At 44.6% G+C, this 18,721-nt stretch carries 8 protein-coding genes; 7 read left to right on the top strand and 1 reads right to left on the bottom strand.

The window, feature by feature from the left end; all coding sequences use genetic code 11:
• Nucleotides 1–24 precede the first annotated feature (24 nt).
• Genes DW862_RS01565 through DW862_RS01535 form a run of 7 tightly spaced genes read left to right on the top strand, consistent with a single transcriptional unit; the run spans nucleotide 25 to nucleotide 15,236 of the window.
• Nucleotides 25–2,412 carry a BACON domain-containing protein gene (locus DW862_RS01565; protein ID WP_120067171.1) on the top strand — a complete coding sequence of 796 codons (2,388 nt, stop codon included), beginning with the start codon at nucleotides 25–27 and terminating at the stop codon, nucleotides 2,410–2,412.
• 44 nt (nucleotides 2,413–2,456) lie between these two features.
• Complete coding sequence (locus DW862_RS01560; RefSeq protein WP_120067170.1) at nucleotides 2,457–5,669, top strand: TonB-dependent receptor; 3,213 nt, start codon at nucleotides 2,457–2,459, stop codon at nucleotides 5,667–5,669.
• Between the two features lie 25 nt (nucleotides 5,670–5,694).
• Nucleotides 5,695–7,596: a RagB/SusD family nutrient uptake outer membrane protein gene (locus DW862_RS01555; protein ID WP_120067169.1), complete on the top strand. Its 1,902-nt coding sequence runs from the start codon at nucleotides 5,695–5,697 to the stop codon at nucleotides 7,594–7,596.
• 20 nt (nucleotides 7,597–7,616) lie between these two features.
• Nucleotides 7,617–9,269 carry a DUF5123 domain-containing protein gene (locus tag DW862_RS01550; RefSeq protein WP_120067168.1) on the top strand — a complete coding sequence of 551 codons (1,653 nt, stop codon included), beginning with the start codon at nucleotides 7,617–7,619 and terminating at the stop codon, nucleotides 9,267–9,269.
• Between the two features lie 56 nt (nucleotides 9,270–9,325).
• The gene (locus DW862_RS01545; protein WP_120067167.1) at nucleotides 9,326–11,182 is read left to right on the top strand and encodes a fimbrillin family protein; all 1,857 of its coding nucleotides are present in this window, start codon (nucleotides 9,326–9,328) and stop codon (nucleotides 11,180–11,182) included.
• Nucleotides 11,183–11,223: 41 nt separating this feature from the next.
• Nucleotides 11,224–13,635 (top strand): pectinesterase family protein, encoded by a 2,412-nt coding sequence (locus DW862_RS01540; RefSeq protein WP_120067166.1) that lies wholly within the window; start codon nucleotides 11,224–11,226, stop codon nucleotides 13,633–13,635.
• Nucleotides 13,636–13,661: 26 nt separating this feature from the next.
• On the top strand, nucleotides 13,662–15,236 hold the full coding sequence (locus DW862_RS01535; protein WP_120067165.1) for a glycoside hydrolase family 28 protein: 1,575 nt from the start codon (nucleotides 13,662–13,664) through the stop codon (nucleotides 15,234–15,236).
• 865 nt (nucleotides 15,237–16,101) lie between these two features.
• Here the strand turns inward: DW862_RS01535 and xyl3A are convergent.
• Nucleotides 16,102–18,693 carry a xylan 1,4-beta-xylosidase gene (gene xyl3A, locus DW862_RS01530; protein ID WP_120067164.1) on the bottom strand — a complete coding sequence of 864 codons (2,592 nt, stop codon included), beginning with the start codon at nucleotides 18,691–18,693 and terminating at the stop codon, nucleotides 16,102–16,104.
• Between the last annotated feature and the right edge of the window lie 28 nt (nucleotides 18,694–18,721).

Here is an 18,721-nt window from a genome sequence, read left to right as displayed (position 1 = left end):
ATTAACAATATAAAGATATAAAACATGAGATATTTTCTATTCATATTGTTGGCCGGATTGTTGAGCGCATGTAGTTCGGATGACGAATCCAATGCGGCTGCGACAGCTGCCAAACTGGAAGTGTCGAAGAATGAGGTGAAGTTGAGCAATGTGGACGGTTCGTTTACAATCAACGTAACGGCTACCTCTGCATGGACTGCCGAAGTGACCTCGACAGACGGCTGGTTGAGTATATCAAAGAACTCTGGAGAGGGAAATGGTGATCTCCGCTTGTTTTTCACTAAGAATACAGATGGTCCTAAACGTACAGGGACAGTAAAAGTGTCCATGTCGGGCGCAGGTTCTGCATTGGAACAGGAGATTAGCGTAGAGCAATTGGGGGCCGATCCTGATATATTGTTCGATTGTTCATCCGACCCTTTGTCATTCAGAGAAGGTACATTTACCTGTAAGGTAGTGGCAAATGTGGAATGGGAATTGGAGATAGCAGAAGAATACAACTGGATTAAGTTGCAGGAAACAACTCCCAGAACTCGCAGTTTTGTGACAGACGAAGTAACATTTGCTGTAGATGCCAATACGAACAAAACCAGAACAGCTGTCCTGGTATTCAAATCCGTAGGAGACTATACTTTGCAACGCGTTCTGAAAGTAACCCAAGACGGTGTAAGCGGTGCGGTGACTATAGAGCAGGATGAGTATATCATTCCTTATAAATGTCGTACGCTGGTTATCTCGGCTCCGCAAGGAGAAAATCCGGTGGATTATGATGCTGTAATATCCGAAACTTGGATTACACAGGACAAGAGAAACTCTACGGCCGATGAAGTCGTATTGAATATACAAGATAATGAAACAGCCTTCCCACGTACGGCAACGGTAGAAATGTTGGATAAAGTGATTACCATCTTCCAATATGGCAAACCTGATACAAGCATCGGTGACGACCATTCTACTTCTATATTGGCTTTCCCGGGTGCCGAAGGCGGCGGACGTTTTACGACCGGTGGCCGTGGTGGAGAAATCTATCGTGTGACAACGCTGGCAGATTATAACAAAAACGAAACTCCTATTGAGGGCAGTTTGCGCTACGGAATTGAAAAGTCCAATCAACCGCGTACCATCATCTTTGATGTATCCGGTATCATCGAATTGAAAAGAGGATTGTATTTGAACGAATTTCCTAATTTGAGTATCATCGGTCAGACTGCACCGGGTGACGGTATCACGCTGAAGAATTACAACTTCACCTTCAATCTCGCTAAAGACCCGGCTCTAGGTGCAGGCTCCAGCCTGAATGCTGTTGTTCGTTTCTTGCGTTGCCGTCCGGGCGATCAGTTTGCTGATTATGGAGAAGATGCTATTGGCGGACGTTATTTCAAAGATGCCATTATCGATCACATTACAGCCGGATGGAGCGTGGATGAGACACTGACTTTCTATGGTGTGCAGAACTTTACCGCACAGTGGTGTATTGCTTCCGAAAGTATGAACCTGTCTAACCATGCTAAGGGTGCCCATGGATATGGTGCTATGTTTAGTGGCGACAATGCTTCGTTCCACCACATACTGTTAGCGCATCACGGTAGCCGCTGTCCGCGTATCTCCGATTTGTCCGCTCCCGGTACACAGGAATCTTATGACTTTACCGGATATTTTGATGTACGTAATAACGTCTACTACAACTGGAGTGGAAGAGGACAGGGCAGTTATGGCGGAAAGTATGCTGCTTTCAATCTAACCAACTGCTATTATAAACCAGGACCCGCTACCGGAACAAACAATCGTTCTTATCGTATCCTGTCAAGTGACCCTACTGCCAGAGCTTATATCAATGGCAACTATGTATTGGGAAATACTGGTGTTACGACTGATAACTGGACAGAAGGCGTTTGGAGTCAATTTGACTCCTCATTGGGTACGGTTCCTGAAGCGGAAAAGCAAGCTATGAAGATGGCAGATTACCAACCTTACAGCAAACTGACCAATCATACGGCTGAACAGGCTTACGATAAAGTGCTCGAATATGCCGGAGCTTCTTTGCGCAGAGATGTGATAGACCAGCGTGTAGTCCGCGAAGTGAAGAATGGTACTTACACCTATATAGGTTCCAAGCCCGAAGAAGATGGTAAAGCCAAACAACCGGGTATCATTGATACGGTATCAGATACCGAAGGTTACATTGATGTGAAATCATTGAAACCCTGGCCCGATACGGATGGTGACGGTATTCCTGATATTTGGGAAGAAGCTTACGGGCTGGACCCTAACGATCCGAGTGATGCACAAAAGATCAGTTCGTCAGTTGATCCTAACGGACGCTATCCGAACATCGAAGTTTATTTCCACAACCTGGTTCAGCATATCATTTACTATCAGAACCAAGGCGGAATAGTGATGGAAAAGAAATAAGGGTGTGGAGCAAATAAATCTATTTACAATAAAAGCATAGAATGATGAATAAAATAATCATAAACATATTTATCCTGCTGTGGGTAGCGGTGGGTGCTATGGCACAGACTGCTACTGTGACCGGTACGGTGACCGACGACATGGGGCCGGTGATTGGTGCCACAGTAACGGTGCAAGGCACTTCGGTAGGTGCCACGACCGATTTGGACGGTAAATTTACATTGACTGGCGTGTCCAATGTAGCCAAGGCCGTGTTGATAGTTCGCTATGTAGGTATGGAAGAAGCAAAAGAACCGTTGAAAGGACGTACCTCGAACATTAATATCCACATGAAAGAAGCTGTCGGAATGTTGGACGACGTAGTCGTAATCGGCTATGGAACGCAGAAAAGAGGTAACCTGACCGGTTCTATCGCCAGCGTATCCGGCAAGATATTGGAGAAAGTACAAACTACTTCTGCTGCCGAAGCTATCGTTGGTAAACTGCCGGGCGTACAGGTGACGGCTGTAGACGGCTCGCCGGATGCTGAAATCAAGATTTTGGTGCGTGGTGGCGGTTCTATCACACAGGATAACAGTCCGCTTATCATATTGGACGGATTTGAAGTGGGCAGCCTGAACGATGTTCCTCCTACCGATATTGAATCTATCGAGGTGTTGAAAGATGCGGCCTCTACGGCCATCTATGGTGCACGCGGTGCGAACGGTGTTATTTTGGTGACAACCAAACGTCCTGTTGAAGGACGGGTTGTCATTAGTCTGAACACTTATGTGCAGACCAAAGAACTTTCTAACAAACTGGATGTGATGGACCCTTACGAATTTGTACTGATGCAATACGAAAATGCGCGTCAGAAAAGTTCGAACCCTACTGCTTTCAATAATAAGTATGGACATGCTTATGAACACTATATCTATCAGGGTAATGCCGGAACTGACTGGCAAGACGAAGTGTTTGGTTCCAATCCGGTGGCTAAATATGTAGACCTTAGTGTGAATGGTGGTACGGATAAAGCCAAATATAAAATTTCCTTTATCCATCAGGATCAGCCAAGTGTGATGGTAGGCAACGGATTGAAGCAAAACAATATGAATGCCTCTTTCAGCTTCAAGCCTTTTAAATTCCTGACGTTGGAATATCGTACGCGTTTGTTGCATAAGGAAGTAGATGGTTCCGGTACGGAGGGGGTCAGCTTGCTTACAGCTTTGCGCGAAGCTCCTACTACTGGCTTGGATGAGTACATGACGCTTCCTGAAGACGATACATACTTTGATCCCGACCAACTGGAAGAGGTGACTCGTTTCAATCCGAAAGAAGAATCGGAAAGAAATTATAAAAAGAGAATCAACAAGTCGCTCAACACAATGGGAGCCGTGACTTGGGATATTATGAAAGGTATGACCTTCCGCAGCGAATTCGGTTTCGAAAATAACTCTGAAGAACAACGCCGTTTCTGGGGTATGGAGACTAGTAAAGCTCGTAGCAACAATAACCAGCCGGTGGCGGAATGGAGCATGAAACAAGGTACCAAATGGCAGCTTACTAACGTGTGGAACTACAACTTTATGCTAAAAGATGTACATGATATCCGTCTGATGTTGGGACAGGAAATCAAGCATAACCAGACTACTACCAAAACTTACTCTACCCGCTTTTTCCCGGAAAATATTACGGCAGAAAAGGTCTTTGATAATTTGTCGCTAGGTACTCCTTACGAGAACTCCTCGTCAGCGGCCTCTCCCTCGCGTATTTCTTCATTCTTTGGCCGTATCAACTATGGCTATAATGATAAATACCTCGCTACGGTAACGCTACGTGCCGATGGCTCTTCCAAATTTGCCAAAGGTAACCGCTGGGGATTCTTCCCGGCAGGAGCGTTGGCATGGCGTATCTCTAACGAGGACTTTTTGAAAGATAGTCAGGTCGTATCCAACTTAAAGTTGAGATTAAGCTACGGTTCTTCCGGTAACGACCGCATCGATGCCGACCTTTATCAGAAATTGTATGGGGTAAGCAGTTCTCGTCCTGCCGGATGGGGAGAAGTCAGCCACTATTACTATAACTTTTATAACTCTAAATATGTGTACAATCCTGATGTGAAATGGGAAACCACCATCACACGTAACATTGGTCTTGATTTCGGCTTCTTTAAAGAACGCCTTAGCGGTACGATTGATGTGTATTGGAATACGGTCAAAGATTTGCTGGTACCTTCGGATATTCCAGGTTACACAGGTTACACTAAACTGATGACCAATGTGGGACAGACATCCAATCGGGGTATAGAACTTCAACTGAATGCCTGGCTGGTAGAGACGAAAGATTTCTCACTGAACGCCACCTTTAATATCGGCCATAACAAAAATAAGATTGACAAACTGGCAAGTGGTGAAAAAGAATGGATTCTCACTTCGGGCTGGCGAAATGATGTGGTGAACTCGGATGATTATCGTGCCTATGTGGGTGGTACCAGTGGTTTGATTTACGGTTATGTCAATGACGGATTCTATACCGTAGCCGATTTTGAATCCTTCGACTCCAAATCAAGAACATGGAAACTGAAAGACGGTGTGGTAGACTCAAGTCCATTGTCCGACACACCGCGTCCCGGTAATGCCAAGTTCAAGAAACTCACTGCGGTAGATCCCAACAGCACCAATCCTTATCAGTTGACAGAAGCCGACCGTACCGTTATTGGTAACACCACTCCGAAATTCTCGGGAGGTTTTGGCTTGAATGCTACTTATAAAGGATTCGACATGAGTATGTTCTTCAACTTTATGTATGATTTTGATGTACTGAATGCCAACAAAATCATGCTAACCACGTGGGCGGACAATAAAGAGAACAACTTCCTGATGGACATCGCTTCGGATAAACGCTGGCGTAACTTCGACGACATGGGTAATGAGATCCGTTATAGTCCGGAAGTACTGGCAGAATTCAATAAGAATGCTACCATGTGGAATCCCACTTCCATCGGACGCCCCATCTGTATGTCGTATGCCGTGGAAGACGGTTCGTTCCTGCGTCTTAATTCAGCTACCCTCGGTTACACCTTACCAAGTGTCTGGACGAAGAAAGTAGGTTTGAGTAAAGTACGTTTCTACGTATCGGGCAATAATCTGTTTACCCTCACCGGATATAGTGGTTATGATCCCGAGGTGAACATCGCTACCGGTTTGACACCCAATATTGATTATAACCGTTATCCGCGTAGCCGCACCTATACATTTGGCGCACAGTTGACTTTTTAATTGAAATCTATAAAATGAAAGAACAATGAATAAGAAACTAATATACTCACTCATTGCCGGAACTCTGTTCACTTTGACGTCTTGCGATGATTTTCTTGATGTGCAGCCCGGCTCCGGTTTTACTCCCGAGTACATATTTTCCAGCGAATCGGAGATGAAAGCGTTGATGACTCGTATCTACTCTTCCATGACGGAAGACGGGTTATACGGAAGTAACCTTGCCAGCGGTTTGAATACGAATACTGATGTGGAAATGAGTTCATTCAAGAACAACACTGTCAGTACCAATGGCTCGGATATCGGCTGTTTTGATTCCCGTCCCACTTGGTCGGTGTTGAACTCCACCTGGAATAATCTCTATTATGCTATCAATTATGCCAACGACTTTTTGCAGGCTGTGCAGGAGTCACCGTTGTTTTCTGATAAAGTAGCAGGTGATACTCCCTCCGAAATACAACAGATGTATGGAGAAGTGAAAACGCTTCGTGCCATGCTCTATCTGGACTTGATCCGTACATGGGGAGATGTCGTGTTTGTAACCAAACCAACGGAAGCGACCGATGATTTCTTCAGCTTGGGTACTACCGACCGCAATGTCATTCTGGAATATCTGATCGACGACTTGATAGCTGTAGAACCGATGATGAAATATGCAGTCGATTTGGATTATGGTGTAGAACGTGCTTCACGCGAATATTGCCAAGCGCTTATTGGACAGTTGGCTCTTTATCGCGGTGGTTGGACTCTTCGTGCCGACAAAGAGGATGTGACTCATGTAGGTTACATGGAACGTGGCGATAACTTTGAGCATTATTATGAAATTGCCGTCACTTATCTGGGAAAGGTAATCAAGGAAAGCAAACACGACCTTACTCAAAGTTTTGAAAGCTTATGGGTGAATGAGTGTAACTGGAAGACAGCCAACAACGATGATGTATTGTTTGCTGTTCCGATGCTGGAAAGTGTCACCAGCCGTTATGGTTATAACATCGGTGTTACCATTGCGGAAGGTAAGCACTCATACGGTAGTGCCCGCAACTATGTGACTTTCTGCGGTACTTACGTCTATTCATTTGATAAAGATGATTTGCGTCGCAATATGACTTGTGTACCTTATAAATATGATAAAGACCTGAATCAGGAAATTGATATGGGAGTGACCGGTATGGGTGCCGGGAAATGGTCCAAGCTCTATATGCAGTCTCCGCTGGGTGCTTCCAGTGGTTCCAATACCGGTATCAACAGCGTACGTATGCGTTTTGCAGATGTACTGTTGATGTATGCAGAAGCAGTGAACGAAATCTACGGACCACGTGACGATGCCAAAGAAGCACTGAAACGTGTTCGTCGCCGTGCTTTCGATCCGGCTCAATGGACGGAGAAAGTAGAAAGTTATGTAGAGAGTCTGACTAACGAAACAGACTTCTTCCAAGCTGTCATGGATGAGCGTAAATGGGAATTTGGTGGTGAAGGTATTCGTAAATACGATCTTGCACGTTGGAATAAGTACGGTGAAGTCATCTATAATCTTTATAATGAAATGACTAATTGGGGACTGGTAGCTAACGGGGCTTACGTGCCGGGTATTGAGAAAGTACCATCTAACATCTATTACAAACAAGTAACGGATCCCGAACATTCTGATCGGAAGGTATTGGATATTGTAGGTATTGACGAATATGGTCCGGGTGTAGGTCGCCCTGCCGGTTACACGGTATTGGAGTATGCGTTGGGATGGAGAGTGTTGAACAAAGAAACACAGCTTTATGAAACATTGGATGCCATTTCATGGAGTTTCCGTGGATTTATCAACAAGAACAACGATCAATTAGTGAAACCTACCGATCCTGTGAGATACTTGTGTCCTTATCCGGCAAAGGTCATAACAGACCATCGCGGATTGATTCGGAACTATTATGGATACTAATCAGTAAAAAGATAAACGTTATGATAAAGTTATTACGAAAACTTGCAACGGCTATGCTGCCCGCATTCCTTTGCGGTACCCTGTTCATAGGCTGCGAGGCAGATGATAAATATACGAAAGTGGACGACCTGTTCCAGCCCCGGTTTGTATTGGAGAAACCGGAGGTGAAAGCAAACTCTGTGACATTGGTATGGTATCAAGTGAACGATGCTATCTCTTATACGGTACAACTGCATCAGGATCAATATTACACCAGCTTGTTTATGGAGATAGAAACCACTGATCCTTATGTGTTTATTGATGATATTCCTTACGGAACTACTTTCTATATTCGTGTACGCAGCAATGCTGCCAAAACTACCAACAACTCACAATGGAGCTACGTTAGTGCTTCTACTGAAGCTCGTCCGGAGTATGCCAGGCTGGTGGAAGATGTATCTAAAACCGAGATTACGGAATCATCCGCTATCATTCGCTGGAAGAAAGACAACAAACAGAACCCGGTGGATAGTATAAGCATTATGCCTATGATGAATACGACTCTGCCCGGCGTTAGCCGCTATCTGACCATTGAAGAGATGATGCAGGGATATGCTGAAGTGGATGGATTGACCAAGAATACATTATATGCCGTCAATCTGTATGATACCAGTAAACCTCGTAAATATGACAAACCTTACAATCAGGTAACATTCCGCACAGCCGGTCCGTCGGCCATGTCTATACAAGTTGGCTTGGAAGATGATTTGTCCGCGATGTTGTTGAACAACGATGTCGATCCTGAAGTGCCCGAAGGTACGGAATACTACTTGCCCGTAGGTTCTTCTTACCGCGTCACTCCGTTCTCTTTGATGAAGGGCTTCCGTTTGGCCGGTAGTCGTGACGGTGTTAAACCTGTTGTTGTCCTCGAAGGTAGTTGGAGCATTGCAGAAGGTTCTTATCTTTCCAGCTTAGAGTTCGATAATATCGAATTCCGTCATGAAGCAAACAATAATTACTTTATGAATACCAGCAAGGCATACACAATAGAGAATGTCAGCTTTGTAAATTGCGACTTTATAAGTCTTCGTCGTGGTTTCTGGCGCCATCAGTCAGCTAATGCCAAGTACATTATGAATCTGGAGATGGAAGGCTGTCGTTTCGAAGGTTGTGGATGGCAAACAAGTGCGTATGGTTTGTTCAACCTTCAGTCTTTCGACAAAGATAACGGAGTGTCTTATGACCAGGTAGACCGTGCCATCTTCCGCAACTGTACGTTTAGCAACGACAATGACGGTACCAATGGCTATGGTTGGGGTAACCTTTTCTATGCGCCTTATATGGATAAACCGATCGAACTGGAATATAAGAATGTGACTATCTACAATTACAGCCGTAACCAACGTTTGATTAACATTGAATCTGCCGTAGGTTCCAAATTGGTAATGCAGGGCATCTTGTTGGCATCTCCTTGCGGTGATTTGTATGCTATCGGCGCTAATACCACCACCACATTCTCCGACAACTATACCACAGCAGATTATGCGTTGGGTGGCAGCAAGATGAATGCGACAGACCTTGAGATTACAGCAGACAAACTGTTTGCCGATCCGGTTAATGGAGACTTGACGATTAAGGATACCTCTTCTCCGATCGTAAGCAGTCGTGCCGGTGATACTCGTTGGTTGCCTTAAATTAGAGTTGAGAGTATGAATTTACATGATTAGGAATAAAATTAAAATAGAATATTATGAAGCTGAAACATTTATTTTTCTTTGCGGTTGCCGGAACATTGGCAGTAGCTTGTAGTGAAGTTAATGAAAATTCTCTTACTGATGGCGATGGTCAAAGAATGCTCCGCACGATCAGTTCGGGTAACGACCGTTTTTCTACACGATTGAATAGCGAAACTAGTGAATGGGAGAACGGCGATGCTATCGGTATATATATGTTCGATACAGAAGATAAGAATGTATTGAACGATGCCCTTAATGTGAAATATACTACGATTGGTGAGGGACTGACGGTGAATTTCTCGTCCGACCCCGGAATAGCAATCTATGATATGCCTACAAATTTCGTAGCCTATTATCCGCATGCCACATCTGCGGATGTTATTGACGCTACGGCAGCACTTTATAAAGTAGATATAAGCGATCAGTCTAATGGTATCTCTGCCCACGATTTAATGTGGGCAAAGGCTGCCAACCAGTCAACGGAATCATTGTTGGCAGGAGGATTGGCGTTCACTTTCCATCATCAGTTAGTGCTTTTGCGTGTCAACATTACGAATGAAAATGTGTCGAATGTAACAAGTGTTACGGTAGGGGGGATAAACACTACGGCTACTTTTAATCTGATAGACGGTACATTAAATAATATAGGTACACAGAAATCCGTGGCTTTGCAGAAAAAGGATAATAAGTCTTTCATTGGCATCATGTTGCCTACTGAAGAGTTGAAAAATAAGTTGTCGCTTACTATTCTGGCAGATGGTGGCAAATATCAGTATACAGTGCCCGAAACCAGCAAGATTGATAAATTTGTAGCAGGCAATGAATATACGTTCGATATTACTGTCGGAAAAGAAACGAGCGGAGAAGTAGGTGGCGGCTCCGGTAGTAACACACCTTGGGGTGATGGCGGAAACGAAGAAGGTAATGGCGATAAAGTATCTGAAAATGAAGCTATACCTGCCGACTATGCACAGAAAGCGATTACTGCGGAGACTGACTTATCTACGGTATTGTCCGGTGCTTCCGGTAAGGCTGCTTTAGTGTTCGCTGCCAATGCGGATGGCTATACCTTTAGCGATGTAATGGTTGTGCCCGAAGCTGTTACGGAGTTGCTGCTGATTGGAGACACCGAAGAACAAGTGAAAGTCAACCTGAAACAGATACAGTACACCAGTCTTCAAAAAATTGCATTGAACAATTTGGATATAACAGGCGATAACTCAACTGCTTTGCTGACAAACAGTGAAACTGCCCAACTTGCTACTGATGCCGTTGTAGACTTCAAGAAATGTAATTTTACTAACATGAAAACGGTTTGTGACTGGCCAAGCGGAGATAATGGAGCACAAAACTTACTTTCTGCCGTACTTATCGACGACTGCCAATTTGTGAACATGCAAAGTGTTTTCAACTATTATGGTTCTAAAGCAATCACTATCACCAACTCTACTATTTATAAAATGACAGAACGTGTCATTTATGTGAAAGATGCCAACAGTGTAGTTATTACGGTGGAAAACTGTACATTGGCAGATTTGGCTAAGACTCCTTTTGAAAGTAGATATGGTAATGGTAATTTGTACTATAAGAATAATATTTCAGCCTGCTTCGTGACGAGTAATCCTAATATCGGTTATAAAATGGATGTACGGGAGTTCTCCGGTAATTATGCAGCTGCTGCTACCGAAGCCGGACAATTAGCAGTGCTCAATGTGCATGGAAAAGCAATTGATACCAACACTTTCCCGAATGCCTGGACAGATACATCCAAGACTGTTGCCGAACTTTTCGAAGACGCAGCAAACGGCAACTTCAAACTGAAAATGGATGCTGAAGCAGGTGACCCGCGTTGGTATAAGAATGCCCGATAACCGTTGAATTATTTTTGTAGTACTGATTAAACAATCCAATTATGAAATTATTTCATTCATTAATATATCCCTTGTTAGGCGGTTTGCTTTGCCTCTCTTGTTCGGATGACGAGCAAGATACGGGCACGAAACAACCTGCTACTACGGGAGAGGTTACCTTCGGTGTAGACCTCACAGGTTTCTCAACCCGCGTCACCCAAGACGGTTCGTCGTGGAATAATGGGGACAAGATTGGAGCATACGTGCTGGATATGAAAACCCTTGAGCCTGCCACAGAGGCAGCTAATGTACCTTATGTTTGTTCGGAAGAGGGGGCATCGGTTTCTTTCGCTTCCACCACACCGCTCAAAGTGCAAAATGACGGAACACCGGTGAAGTTTGTGGCATACTATCCATACAATGCCGATATACGCGATTTTAACTATCCCGTGCAATTGGCAGCTCAAGAAAGAGGGAGTACCGCTTGTGACTTACTGTATGCTGCCACGAACGAGGAATATACTTATGCCCCGGAGAACGAACCTCATATCGCACTCAACTTTAGCCATCGTTTGGCTAAAGTGATTCTGAAATTTGTGGATTTGGAAAAGAATCCGTTGGAAGTCAGCGATGTACGGATTGAAGGGATGCAAACTGAAGCCTCGTTCAACGTACAGACTGATGTACTGACGGTTGACGAAAGCTCTGTTGCTACAATCACCCCTTATCACAATGCAACAACGGGATTCTACGAGGCTATTATTCTTCCTTCGGCGTTGAAGGATAGCTATAAGGTGTCTTTTGTATTGGACGATAGAGAGACAGAGTGGATATTTACCAATCTGGACATTGCGCTGCCGCAGTTCCACAAAGGTTACAGCTACACCTTTGCACTCTACATAGACGATAGCGGCTTTGTAGAAATGGGACGTCTCGAAAATGTGGATGGCGGAAACTCATCGGCTCCCTGGGAAGACGGAAGCAGTGAGGATGGTACGGCCGAAGGTGACAAGAATCCTGTATCAGGATATGCTTTCACACCTGCCGACGGAACGCAGCAAGCACTTGCGGACACCGAACTGAAAATTACATTTGAAGGCACTGCACCCGAACTTGGCACGAGTGGTTGTATCCGTATCTATCGTATGAGCGACCATAAACTGGTAGACGAAATCAATATGGCAGAACGCAGACAGTCTATCGTGGATGGGGTTACCAAACTGAATACATGGATGGATATTATCGGTGTCACGCCTACGGGTTCTTCCGTCAGTCGTCGTATCGTCAACTACTATCCGGCAAGAGTGGAGGGTAACAACTTCATCATCAAGCCTCATCAACAACGTTTGCAGCATGATACCGAATACTATGTAACCATCGAACAGGCCGCCGTGAAGCAAACAGATTTCAAGGGAGTATATGGTCGTGCATGGACATTCAAAACCAAGTCTGCGCCAGCCGTGACCGGACCGAACTATGAGGTGAAGATCAGTCATACCGACCCCAATGCCGACTTTTATACTTTGCAAGGTGCCATCGACTTCTGTGCCGCACGGGTCGATTTGAATGCACCCAAGACTTTCCGGATGGATGATGGTATCTATCAGGAGATTATTTACTTGCGCGATCAAAGCAATATCACGATAAAAGGAAATACCAGTGATAATACCGCTGTCAATATTCAATATGATAACAGCAATGATATTAACGGTGGTATAGGTGGTGGAACCAATATCGATCAGTTTGCTCCGGCAGGCACTATTGTACCTTCTTCCGGAGGGCGTTCGGTGGTGATACTGGATGGCAATAGTGATAAAATCCGCTTTGAAAATGTGACGATAGAGAATGCTTATGGTTGGACGCTGGGCAAGAATGGCCAGGCCGAGGCACTCTATATTAACAACAAATCGGCAGCTTTCATCAATTGTCGTGTCTTGAGTTTCCAGGATACTTTGCTTCCGGGTGGCGGTTACAATTGGTTCAAAAATTGTTTCATAGCCGGAGCAACCGATTTTATCTGGGGTTCGGGTAAGGTCGTTCTGTTTGAAGATTGCCAGCTCCATGCACCTACCGGCACACGTGCTGTAATGCAAGCGCGGGTCAGAGCGGGTTACTTGGGTTATGTATTCCTGAATAGCCGTTTCACGGTAGGCGAAGGCGTCACTAACTCTACTTTGATTTATCAGTTCGAGCCGGACAACCTGACCTTCTTGAATTGTACGTTTGCTGATGTGTATGGTCCCAACTTTGTAGGCGAGAATAAACCGCTGACTCCGGCTGTGCCTACTGTTGCTACCGGTTGTAAACTATACAACTGCAAGACGGAATCGGGTTCCGATATTTACCAATCTATTCCGGCGGCGGTGCGCAATACAGTACTGCAACTTAGTAAGGAGCAGTATGACCAATATTTCGGTACGCGTGAAATCATCATGAGTTGGGATGGCTACACTGATGCGGCTTGGTTCAAATAATAAAATATTTAAGGTAAAAAGAGACAATGAGTAGATTGAATCAAATGGCTGGTTTGGCACCGGTCATCTTAGGACTATTTTGTGCTTGTCAGACTACTGCCAAGCAGGTGGATATGGAGACTGATTTGAAGGCGATGTATGCAGACCTTCCTTTCTCCATGCCCACGATAGAGCGTCCCGTCTTTCCCGATTATCAGGTGAATATCTGCGATTTCGGAGCAAAAAGTGATGGTGTGACGCTGAATACGGAGGCTATTAATAATGCAATCAAAGCGGTGCATGATAAGGGAGGTGGCAAAGTAATCATTCCGGAAGGCTTGTGGCTGACAGGACCTATTGTTTTGCAGAGTAACGTCAATTTGCATGCGGAAAAGAATGCGTTGATTGTATTTAGTAGTGATACTTCATTATATCCGATCATTACCACTTCGTTTGAGGGACTGGATGCCAAACGTTGTCAGTCGCCTATCTCGGCAATGAATGTGGAGAACATAGCCATCACCGGTTATGGCGTTTTTGATGGGGCGGGGGATAGATGGCGTCCTGTGAAGAAGGATAAGATGACGGACAGGCAATGGAAGAATCTGGTAAACTCCGGCGGCAAGGTGGATGAGAACGGAAAGGTGTGGTATCCTAATGAAGGAGCGCTGAAAGCCTCTGTTCTCATGGCCGGCAGCGGAGATAAACGGACTGAAATCACGAGTGAAGAATGGGAAGATATGAAGAGTTGGTTACGTCCCGTACTGCTAAGTATCGTAAAGAGCAAAAAGATTCTTCTGGAAGGTGTGACCTTCAAAAACTCTCCGAGTTGGTGTCTGCATCCGCTTTCGTGTGAATCTTTGATATTGAATGATGTAAAAGTATTCAATCCCTGGTATTCACAAAACGGTGACGCGCTGGATGTGGAATCATGCAAGAATGTATTGATTGCCAACTGTTTCTTTGATGCGGGGGATGATGCTATCTGTCTGAAGTCGGGCAAAGATGAAGATGGGCGCAGAAGGGGTGAACCTTGTGAGAATGTGATTGTAAGGAACAACACCGTTTTGCATGGTCATGGCGGATTCGTGATTGGCAGTGAGATGTCCGGTGGTGTGAAAAACGTGTATGTGTCCGAATGTTCTTTTATCGGTACGGATGTCGGCTTACGGTTTAAAAGTGCCCGTGGACGTGGTGGTGTCGTGGAGAATATTTATATCAATAATATAAATATGATTGATATTCCTAATGATGCCTTGATTGCCGACTTGTATTACGCGGCCAAAAGCGCTCCCGGTGAACCGATTCCGAGTGTGAGTGAGGAGACGCCTGCTTTCAGAAACATCTATATCTCGGATGTATTTTGCAGGGGAGCAGGACGGGCAGCGTATCTGAACGGACTTCCCGAAATGCCGATTGAGAATATTTCCATCAAGAATATGGTGGTTACAGGTGCTAAAGAGGGTATTGTAGTGAATAAAGTGGCAAAGCTCAACATTGAGAATGTGGAAATTGACACTCCCGATCAATCTATGATACAGATAGAAAATACGACGGATATCACCATTAACGGAAAAGAGTTGGGAACCATTTCGGAGAAGCGGTTACTAACCAAAAACTAACTATACTAGTTGTTTTTATACTGTTTTTATTGTCAATCTGTCAGGATGGCAGTTAAAGATGTGAATTACAGTATAATACATGCTGACAATAGAAGCTGACAATAGGCTGACAATAAGAATTGAGTATTCTATTGTCAGCCTGTTTTTTTATTGTTTGGCAAGTAAGGATACAAGTCTGTCCATTCGTATATTATAGTATTGATAGGCTGATGAGGCATATATCAATATGCCTATATCGTTCATTGATACTTTCATATCATTTATTAATATACCGATATAGTTATGCGGACATCTTGGAATTATTGTTTCAAGGTTTTGATGTAGCTGCATTAATATGCCTGTACAGTTGAGCAAGTATGCCTGTATCGTTTGGTTAGTGTGCCTGTATAGTTGAGTAAGTATGTCTGTATAGTTTGGTTAGTGTGCCTGTATAGTTGGGCAAAGGTGCCGCTATCTTTACCTTCCCACGGTCGTGGTAATATCTTCTCACGGCTGTGGGAAGATCCTACCACAGCCGTGGAGAGATCTCGTCACGGCCGTGGAGAATTAACAATATCGGTGCTTTAGGAGAACAATAGCGGCATCCTGGCTGAACAATAACGGTGTCTTAGCGGAATAATGCAGGCTTGGTAAATAAGGGATAATAGCTGCATAGTGTAGTTTTAAACAATAATAGGCTGACAATAAAAGACGGAAATCTTTATTGTCAGCCTATTGTCAGCTTCTATTGTCAGTGCGTAATGGCTTGAAAACGATTACTTTATGAAACCATAACTCTTGGCCTGACAATAAAAGCCATTTTTTATAAATTCTCAATGTAGCCTAAGTTCAACTTAGCCTCAAATTATATATGGAATGGTATTACCTATTGAATCTGAATACTGCACGTTTGCAAGTCATTTTCATTTGAACTGTTTCCGTAAAGTATCTTATATGTTCCGCTTAAAGGACGTATGGTATTGGTCGCTGTATCAAACCATTCGAAAGAATCGTAAGGAAGCTCTATATTGACATTCTGCGTCTTACCTTTAGCAATGTTGACCCGTTGGAAACCACGAAGAGTTTTTTGTGGACCTCCTTTGTCGTCAGGACGGCAGATATACACTTGCACCACTTCTTCACCGTCTCTCTGTCCGACATTACTTACCGGGATAGTAAGGATCGCTTTTTCGCCTTTGGCTAGCTTCGATTGGTTCAGGCTAGCTTTTCCATAAGAGAAACGGGTATAACTTAAACCGTAGCCGAATGGATAAAGGGGAGTTTCTGTCATAAAACGATAGGTACGTCCTTTCATCGAATAATCTTCATAATCCGGTAATTGTTGTATGCTTTTATAGAAAGTGATAGGCAGACGTCCGGCAGGATTGTAATCTCCGAAAAGAACATCGGCAACGGCTGTTCCACCTGCCTGTCCGGGATACCATGCTTGTAGAATCGCATCACAACTTTGAGTTTCGGGTACGATAGCCATCGCCGAACCGGAGAAATTGACAAATACCGTTTTCTTTCCATTCTTTTTCAGCAGAGCGAGCACTTCGCGCTGGATGGCGGGCAATTCGATTTCTGTACGGTCACCACCTTTGAATCCGGGATCAGATACCCGCATCGATTCTCCTTCCAACAGGGGAGAGATACCTCCGGCGAAGATGACTACATCTGTATTTTTCAACTTGTTTAGAATATCGCGCGCATCCATTGGAGTCTGTTTAGCCAGATCGAAATGAAGTGTAGGGTTGTCTTTTACCTGAATAAAATGCAATTTAATATCATAACTCTTTCCAGCTTCATAATTGAACGAATACAGGTTGGTGTGATTCTTGATATTGGTTGCTTCCGCTATCTGCTTGCCGTTGAGGAATAAAGTAACTCCTCCGTTCGTCATCACGCGGAAAGTGGCGGCGCCGGAATCCGTCGGACGGAAAGTAGAACGATAGATGGCGGTGAAATTCTTCAATCCCACACCCGGAGCAAATACGGTAGAACCTTCTGCGCTGAAATGGAAAGGAGTAGTCAGACGGTCGGTTGCGGCAATCTTACCTTTATATTCGCGGTTATTCCAGTAAGTGGCGTTGAATCCGGCCTTTCCGTCGATGCTGCACTGATTGAACAAGCTGTGCAGGGTGGTATCGTTCGTGTATCCGCACACTGGTTCGTAGATGATTTGTGCGTCGGGAAGTTTGGCGCGTATTCCTTCCAGTAAAGTTACGGTGTGTGAAGGGAAACCGTTGTAATTACCCCATTGCATCACCGAGTCGTTGGCGTTGGGGCCGATCACTGCGACTTTCATTTGACGGTTTAATGGAAGGATATTGTTCTTGTTTTGAAGCAATACCAGACTTTCATGCGCCATTTTCAGTGCCAGTTCTTTATGTTTGGGGCAGTCGATAACAGAATAAGGAATGTTACTCCACGGATGAGTCGGATTCATTTCTCCCAGTTCGAAGCGGGCTTTCAGCAATCTTTTGATTGATGTGTTGATTTTTTCTTCCGAAATCAGACCTTTTTTTACGGCATCGGTGATACTTTTGAAGTTACCGCCACATTCGAGGTCTGTTCCGTTTAAAACAGCGTCGGCAGAAGCGTGGGCGGCATCGGGATGCGTTTCATGTTTTTTGCGTTGGAAGAAATCTCCGATTGCTCCGCAGTCGGTTACTACGATTCCCTTGAATCCCCAATCGTTACGGAGAATTTGGGTTAACAGGCGATTGCTGCCACAACAGGGATCGCCCTCAAAACGGTTGTAAGCGCACATCACTTCTTTTACTCCTGCCTTTTGTACCAGTTCTTTGAAAGCTGGAAGGTAAGTTTCCCATAAATCTCTGGGAGCAATGTTTTCTGCATTGAAGCTGTGGCGGTTCCATTCCGGTCCCGAGTGAACAGCAAAGTGTTTGGCACAGGCGTGAAGTTTGTCATATTCGGCATCTTCCGGTCCTTGCAGACCTCTGACGACTGCCATTCCCATGCGTCCGCTCAAATAAGGATCTTCGCCGTATGTTTCCTGTCCCCGTCCCCAGCGAGGGTCGCGGAATATATTGACGTTGGGAGTCCACATGGTCAGTCCCTGATAACGTTTATACTGTCCTCTTTCATTGAACTGGCGGTTCTTGGCGCGTGCTTCGTCGGATACGGCATCAAAGACTTCATATAGTAATTCGTCGTTGAAAGAAGCTGCCATACCTATGGCTTGCGGAAAAACAGTAGCCAGTCCGGCACGGGCAACGCCATGAAGGGCCTCGTTCCACCATTCATACGGCTTAATGCCAAGCCGGGGAATAGCCGGCGAATTGTTTTGCATCAACGCTACTTTTTCTTCTAATGTGAGGCGTTGAAGTAAATCGTCTGCCCGTTGTTCCGCAGTTAATTTCGTGTCCTGATAGGGATACTTGCTGGGTTGTTGTGCCTGTACATTTACCCCTTGAATTCCGATAAGACAGGCAATGATCCATTGCTTTTTCATTTTCTAGTTCTTTTGGTTTTTAGATTTG

This window comes from Bacteroides sp. AM37-9 (genome assembly GCF_003603455.1).
Classification (GTDB): domain Bacteria; phylum Bacteroidota; class Bacteroidia; order Bacteroidales; family Bacteroidaceae; genus Bacteroides; species Bacteroides xylanisolvens.
The sequence above is the reverse complement of the archived record's forward strand: the minus strand, read 5'-3'. Positions and strand labels throughout refer to the sequence as shown.

What these genes read in the sequence shown, in the direction of transcription:
- DW862_RS01565 (WP_120067171.1), top strand. Translation starts at nt 25, where the DNA reads ATGAGATATTTTCTATTCATATTGTTGGCCGGATTGTTGAGCGCATGT.
- DW862_RS01560 (WP_120067170.1), top strand. Translation starts at nt 2,457, where the DNA reads ATGAATAAAATAATCATAAACATATTTATCCTGCTGTGGGTAGCGGTG.
- DW862_RS01555 (WP_120067169.1), top strand. Translation starts at nt 5,695, where the DNA reads ATGAATAAGAAACTAATATACTCACTCATTGCCGGAACTCTGTTCACT.
- DW862_RS01550 (WP_120067168.1), top strand. Translation starts at nt 7,617, where the DNA reads ATGATAAAGTTATTACGAAAACTTGCAACGGCTATGCTGCCCGCATTC.
- DW862_RS01545 (WP_120067167.1), top strand. Translation starts at nt 9,326, where the DNA reads ATGAAGCTGAAACATTTATTTTTCTTTGCGGTTGCCGGAACATTGGCA.
- DW862_RS01540 (WP_120067166.1), top strand. Translation starts at nt 11,224, where the DNA reads ATGAAATTATTTCATTCATTAATATATCCCTTGTTAGGCGGTTTGCTT.
- DW862_RS01535 (WP_120067165.1), top strand. Translation starts at nt 13,662, where the DNA reads ATGAGTAGATTGAATCAAATGGCTGGTTTGGCACCGGTCATCTTAGGA.
- xyl3A (WP_120067164.1), bottom strand. Translation starts at nt 18,693, where the DNA reads ATGAAAAAGCAATGGATCATTGCCTGTCTTATCGGAATTCAAGGGGTA.